This is a genomic window from uncultured Maritalea sp., from assembly GCF_937139385.1.
Taxonomy (GTDB): Bacteria; Pseudomonadota; Alphaproteobacteria; order Rhizobiales; family Devosiaceae; genus Maritalea; species Maritalea porphyrae_A.
Window position 1 is genome coordinate 1 of sequence record NZ_CAKZPW010000385.1, and the last position, 6,543, is coordinate 6,543.

General features: G+C 49.5%; 6 protein-coding genes. 2 read left to right on the forward strand and 4 right to left on the reverse strand.

Annotation, left to right across the window (positions count from 1 at the left end; translation table 11 throughout):
- The 4 genes from Q0231_RS15425 to Q0231_RS15440 all read right to left on the reverse strand — a co-directional run.
- The coding region (locus Q0231_RS15425) for a sugar ABC transporter permease (protein ID WP_299348934.1) at positions 1-499 on the reverse strand (499 nt) is incomplete at its 3' end.
- Entirely contained in the window at positions 496-1,578 is a 1,083-nt protein-coding gene (locus tag Q0231_RS15430; RefSeq protein WP_299348921.1) for an ABC transporter ATP-binding protein, read from the reverse strand. The genes Q0231_RS15430 and Q0231_RS15425, both read right to left, overlap by 4 nt.
- Before the next feature lie 9 nt (positions 1,579-1,587).
- Positions 1,588-2,652, reverse strand: a complete 1,065-nt coding sequence (locus Q0231_RS15435; protein ID WP_299348924.1) for an ABC transporter ATP-binding protein — start codon at positions 2,650-2,652, stop codon at positions 1,588-1,590.
- Between the two features lie 149 nt (positions 2,653-2,801).
- A complete protein-coding gene (locus Q0231_RS15440; RefSeq protein ID WP_269393656.1) occupies positions 2,802-4,538 on the reverse strand; it encodes an ABC transporter substrate-binding protein in 1,737 nt (578 codons plus the stop codon).
- 213 nt (positions 4,539-4,751) lie between these two features.
- Between Q0231_RS15440 and Q0231_RS15445 the strand changes: the two genes are divergently transcribed.
- The gene (locus Q0231_RS15445) at positions 4,752-5,522 is read left to right on the forward strand and encodes a DeoR/GlpR family DNA-binding transcription regulator (RefSeq protein WP_299348928.1); all 771 of its coding nucleotides are present in this window, start codon (positions 4,752-4,754) and stop codon (positions 5,520-5,522) included.
- Positions 5,519-6,543, forward strand: a 1,025-nt coding sequence (gene glpD / locus Q0231_RS15450) for a glycerol-3-phosphate dehydrogenase (protein ID WP_299348931.1), incomplete at its 3' end; no start/stop codon positions are given. The genes Q0231_RS15445 and glpD, both read left to right, overlap by 4 nt.

Sequence of the window (6,543 nt, forward strand, 5' to 3'; positions counted from 1 at the left end):
AAGACGTCCAGTGCCACACGTCCATGACAATAATGGTAACCCAAGCCGCAAAAACGTTTTGCGTCATATCATAGGGGATACCCATCACATGGTTTAAAAAATAGCCCATCAAGCCAATATCTGGCAGCGTGAAAATATTCCACATTGCGCCAACCACGTTCCAAGGGATCAGCATCGGCAACGCCATCGTCACCAAGCAAACAGAGACCCAAAAGCCTTTACGCGGCATCGACATGGCAATCGCCACACCCAGCGGAATTTCAATCAACAAGATCAATCCGGTGAACATGAACTGACGGCCAAGTGCTGCGTGAAAACGCTCGGAGCGCATCAAGTTTTGGAACCAATCCAGGCCCTGCCAAAAGAAAAGGTTGTTTCCAAACGTCTCCTGCACTGAATAGTTGACAACCGTCATCATGGGGATCAACGCGTTGAACGCAACCAGCAACAACACTGGCAGAACAAAGAACCAAGCTTTTTGATTTTGCGTTTTCATTATGCGGCTCCTTTGGCATTGGTTGCCAACCAACCATCGGCATAAAGCCGGGTTTGTTCGGTCTTGAAGTCTAGGAAAACCTCGTCGCCCTGGTTGGGCACATCATGCTCCACAATCACCGCAACTTTTTGCTCACCCACCATGGCTTCAACCACATTGTGGCGGCCTACGTCTGCGACTTTGCGGACGTGTGCTCGCAACCCGTCTTTAGCCAAAGAAACATATTCTGGCCTGACGCCGATTTCCGTTTTTCCACCAGCGCCTTTTACAATTTCACCTTCTAAATCCACATGTTGCCCGTTGAAAAACGCGGCCCCAGCCTTAACTTCACATGGCAAAACATTCATCCCCGGCGAGCCAATAAAGTGCCCAACAAATGTGTGGGTGGGGCGCTCGAACAACTCAATTGGTGTGCCAATTTGCACAATTTCACCATCTTGCATCACCACAACTTGGTCAGCAAAGGTAAGTGCTTCAGTTTGATCGTGGGTCACATAAATCATAGTGGCCCGAATGCGCTGATGTAGTTCTTTTAACTTCGAACGCAGTTTCCATTTCAAATGCGGGTCAATCACGGTGAGCGGTTCGTCAAACATCACCACATTCACATCGTCGCGCACCAGCCCGCGTCCCATCGAGATTTTCTGCTTATTGTCAGGCGAAAGACCTGCGGCGCCTTGGGTCAGCATTTCGCTCACTTCAAGCATTTCAGCGATTTGTTTAACCCGCACATCAACGTCCCGCTCCGCCATGCCACGGTTGCGCAAGGGGAACGCAAGATTATCGTAAACGGTCATAGTGTCGTAGATCACCGGGAACTGAAACACTTGCGCAATGTTGCGCTGATCTGGAGGCAAATGCGTGACGTCTTTATCGTCAAACAATATCCGACCTTCTGAGGGCACACGAAGTCCCGAAATAATATTAAGCAATGTGGACTTGCCACATCCTGATGGGCCTAAAAGCGCATATGCGCCGCCATCGTTCCAATCCAAATCAATTTGCTTCAAGGCATAATCTTGCGGACCTTTAGGTTCAGCAAAATAGCTATGCCGCAATTGAGACAGGGTAATTTTAGCCATGATTGTCTCCTATCCGACCAGCGTGCCATCAGGCGCGAACACAAAGCACTTTGATGGATCCATAAAGAATTGATGATCTTCGCCAACCTGGTAAGGGTGCACACCGCGCGCCAGCGAAACCCAATTGGCCATTTCCGCTTTAAAATGGGCGCTAGATTCAGATCCACTCAACTCGGTAACCATCACATGCCCTGTAATTGGCACGCTGGCTTCATCCGTTTTAAACGGCAGCACATGATTTGCCCGCACGGCAATCTTATACTCGCCATCTTTTAGGTCTGCGGCATGCCCTGAAAGGTTCCATGAGATATTGAACCCCATTTTCGCGGTGCCACCGCGCTTCTCAATCTGCGCAACATTAATCGGCGGGTCAGAAAAAATCTCAGCTGCCAACAGCGTTTCAGGATGGCGATAAATATCGGCCGTGGTGCCAAATTGCGCCACCGAACCATCATCCATCAATGCGGTTTTACCGCCAAGCAGCAAAGCCTCTTCAGGTTCTGAAGTGGCGTACACCACCACAGCGCCCCGCCCCGCAAAAAGCTCTGGCAATTGGTCGCGCAACTCTTCGCGCAATTTGTAATCAAGATTGGCAAGCGGTTCATCCAAGAACACGGCCTTGCTTTCCTTTGCAATCGCCCGTGCCAACGCACAGCGCTGTTGTTGACCACCCGACAATTCGTGTGGACGACGAAAAAGCATGGGTTTTAGCTGCAAGATCTCAGCAGCTTCGGCAACCCGATCCTCAAGTTCAGACTGGGCCATCCCTGCCACGCGCAAAGGTGAAGCGATATTGTCAAAAACACTCATGTGCGGGTAATTGACGAAAAACTGGTGGACCAACGAGATATTGCGCTTTTGGGTATTTTGCGCCGTCACGTCCTCACCATCCATCAAAATTTGGCCACTTGCCGTTGGATCAAGGCCAGCCATCAATTTAATCAGGGATGTTTTGCCTGCACCTGTTTCGCCAAGCAATACGTTGAAATGCCCTGTTTCAAGAACCAGGTTTACCGGCTTGATGTGCAGGTCCGCCCCTACCCGCTTAGTGACATTTTTAAGTTCGAGTGCCATTGCACACCTACTCTTATTTCTGCCGCGCAATCAGTTCAGCGCGCAGCCTTCAACCCTTTTTGCCAAAGGGTTGGGAAAACGGTGAAAGAAAGCTGGAGCCCTTGGGCTCCAGCAGACAAGGTCAGAAGAGTTCTGACTAGGGAGTTCGCTTACTGCGAATTCCAGCGGGCAACGAGCTCGTCATAGTTGACGGTTTGGCCTTGCGGCTTTTCGTTGTCCAGTTTTGGCTTCGCACCACCGTTGGCGAACCACCACTCAGCATCACGCTCTTCATTCAAGCGCGGACCACAGCCACCGTAGACACCAGCGGCTTCATCAGCTGCTTGCATACGGGCCATTGTGATGTCCATCTCTTCAGCCAAACGGTTCATCGCTTCTTGTGGTGTAAAGGCACCAGAATTCACGTCACCAATTTGCTGCCACCAGATTTGAGCAAGCTTTGGATAATCTGGCACGTTAATGCCAGTTGGAGACCAAGCTACACGATCAGGTGAACGGTAGAATTCAACCAAACCACCAAGTTTTGGTGCACGTTCGGTGAAAGATGCGTGATTGACTGAGCTGTCACGAATAAAAGTCAAACCAACATGAGACTTTTTCACGTCAACGGTTTTTGACACAACAAACTGAGCATAGAGCCAAGCCGCTTTTGCGCGATCAAGTGGTGTAGATTTCAGGATTGTCCATGAACCCACGTCTTGATAGCCAACTTTTTGACCCTCTTCCCAATATGGACCGTGTGGGCTAGGCGCCATACGCCATAGCGGGTTACCAGCATCATCAACAGTGTTATTGCCTTCAGATTTTGGCTTCACCATGTCGGCAGTAAAGGCTGTGTACCAGAAGATTTGCTGAGCAACGTTACCAATGCTCAACGCTGGCAATGATTGGTAGAAATCAAATGCAGCTGCACCTGGAGGCGCATAAGCTCGCAACCATTCATCCCACTTGCGGATCGCATAAACAGCCGCTGGGCCGTTTGCTGCACCACCGCGCGTTACTGACGCACCAACAGGATTACAAGAACCCTCTTCCATGCGAATGCCCCATTCATCAATCGGCACACCGTTAGGCTCGCCTTTTGAACCAGCACCGGCCATTGAAAGCCAGGCATCCGTCATCCGCCAACCAAGGTCAGGGGCACGCTTACCATAGTCCATGTGTCCATAAACTGTGGTGCCATCAATATCGACAACCTTCGTTGTAAAGAATTCAGCGATATCTTCATAAGCTGACCAGTTCACTGGCACGCCTAGATCATAACCATACTCTTTTTTGAACGCTGCTTTGATGTCTTCACGATCGAACCAGTCTTTGCGGAACCAATAAAGGTTGGCAAATTGCTGATCTGGCAACTGATAAAGATCGCCATCAGGACCAGTGGTAAACTGCGTGCCCATGAAATCTGCAAGATCAAGCGTTGGGTTGGTAACGTCCGCGCCTTCGCCCGCCATGAAATCGGTCAAGTTGTATGCAAGTTGCAAACGTGAGTGTGTGCCAATCAAGTCACTATCATTCACATAGGCATCATATAGATTACGCTTTGTTTGCATTTGCGTTTGAACCGCCTGCACCACTTCGCCTTCACCCAAAATCTGGTGATTGACTTTAATGCCGGTAATCTCTTCAAACGCTTTGGTCAGAACTTCTGACTCATAAGAGTGCGTTGGAATGCCTTCGGACAGCACATTGATCTCCAAACCCGAATAAGGCTTGGCAGCATCAATGAACCATTGCATTTCACTCATTTGCTCTGATTTTGACAAAACTGACGGCTGAAATTCAGCGTCAATCCATTTTTTAGCTTCGTCAGCACCCGCGAATGCTGACCCAGTACCTGCGACAACGGCTATAACCGCTGCTGCGCAGAGAAGATGCTTCTTCATCTTGTCCTCCCATTGAACTTAAGCCAGAAACCTCTAGCTGCAACAATATTCATTCGAACTACTATATTTGTCAAACTATTTTTTTAGTAGAAGGTTTTTCGTTGTAATTCCTACATTTTTCCCACATCGCATTAACGCATATGTTCATATTTTCAATTTACATGTTCAAATGAACATACTAAGTTCAATCCGTTTGACGCAAGGAGAAACCGCATGTTGCAGCCAGAGCGGCTCGAAAAAATCATAAAGATGCTCAATCAGAATGGCCAAGTGGACGTCATTTCGCTGGCTGATTCATTTGATGTGACAGAGCAAACCGTTCGTCGCGATCTAGCAACCTTATGTCAACGCGGCCTTGCCACACGCATGCACGGGGGCGCACGTCGCCTCGCTTCAACAGCCTCATTGAGTTACGAAGCGCGCCGTATGAACAATATTGCCGCTAAAAGCGCCATCGGCCGCAAAGCCGCTGAACTCATTCCAAATGCCAGTTCGCTTATTCTGAACATCGGCACCACTACCGAGCAAGTCGCCAGCGCGCTCACGGGCCACAAAAATTTGAGCATTATCACCAACAACATCAATATTGTCAGCATCATGCAAGGCGCCGAATTGAGCGCGCTTATTCAAGTCGGAGGCATGGTTCGACAAACCGACGGTGCGGTCGTTGGCGAAGAGGCAGTTGAATTCATATCGCGTTACAAAGCGGACTATGCCGTAATTGGCGCTTCATCCATTGACGATGATGGATCGATTTTGGACTTCGATTCGCGTGAAGTTGCGGTTGCCCGCGCGATTCTGAAAAACGCCCGCACACGCATTTTGGTCGCGGATCAATCCAAATTTGAAATAAACGCACCTGTTCGCATTGCCTCCATCGACGAGCTCGATTTTGTCGTAATGGACAGTAAACCCTCATCCGCCTTCGCAAAGGCGGCGGCTGATGCAGGCACACAGATTCTAGTTGCAGGAACACAGAAATGAAAAAGCCACAGAACGAAATGACCTATGATCTATTCATCATTGGCGGCGGTATAAATGGCTGTGGCATTGCGCGCGACGCCGCGGGGCGTGGCCTATCCGTAGCCCTCGCCGAAATGGACGATTTGGCATCCGCCACATCGTCCTCTTCCACCAAACTTTTTCACGGTGGTTTGCGCTATCTCGAGTATTTTGAGTTTCGTTTAGTTCGCGAAGCTCTGATCGAACGTGAAAACCTTTTGGTCGCCATGCCACACATTTCATGGCCCATGCGTTTCGTTTTGCCGTACCACCCAGACATGCGCTTTGAAAGCGACACCCCAACGTCAAAACTTTTGACCATGTTTATGCCTTGGATGAAAGGGCAACGCCCCGCTTGGCTCATTCGTCTTGGTCTATTCATGTATGACAATTTGGGTGGGCGAAAGATTCTACCCGGCACCAAAACAATCGATCTAACAACGGCCCCTGAGGGCGACCCGATCGACAACAAATTCGAGCGTGCTTACGAGTATTCAGACTGTTGGGTAGAAGACTCTCGTCTTGTTGTCCTTAATGCCCGCGACGCGCAGAACCGTGGTGCCAATATCATGACGCGCACTAAGGTTGTTAATGCCGTATCCGAAAAAGGCATTTGGACAGTAACCACGGAAAATAAAATCACCGGCGAACAGCAAGAGTTTAGAGCAAAGCTGCTGGTCAATGCAGGCGGCCCGTGGGTCGAAAACATTATCCGCAATGTCGCCCACATCAAAACCAACGAAGGCGTCCGCTTGGTACGCGGATCCCACATTGTCACTAAAAAACTGTTTGATCACGACAAAGCATATTTCTTCCAAGGAGAAGACGGTCGCATCATCTTCGCCATTCCTTATGAGCAAGACTTCACACTGATCGGCACGACAGACCAAGACCACGCGGACGTGGATACAAAACCCGAATGCACCCCTGAAGAACAAGAATATTTATGCAAATTCGCGTCGCAGTATTTTGAAAAGCCAATAACGCGCGATGATATCGTTCG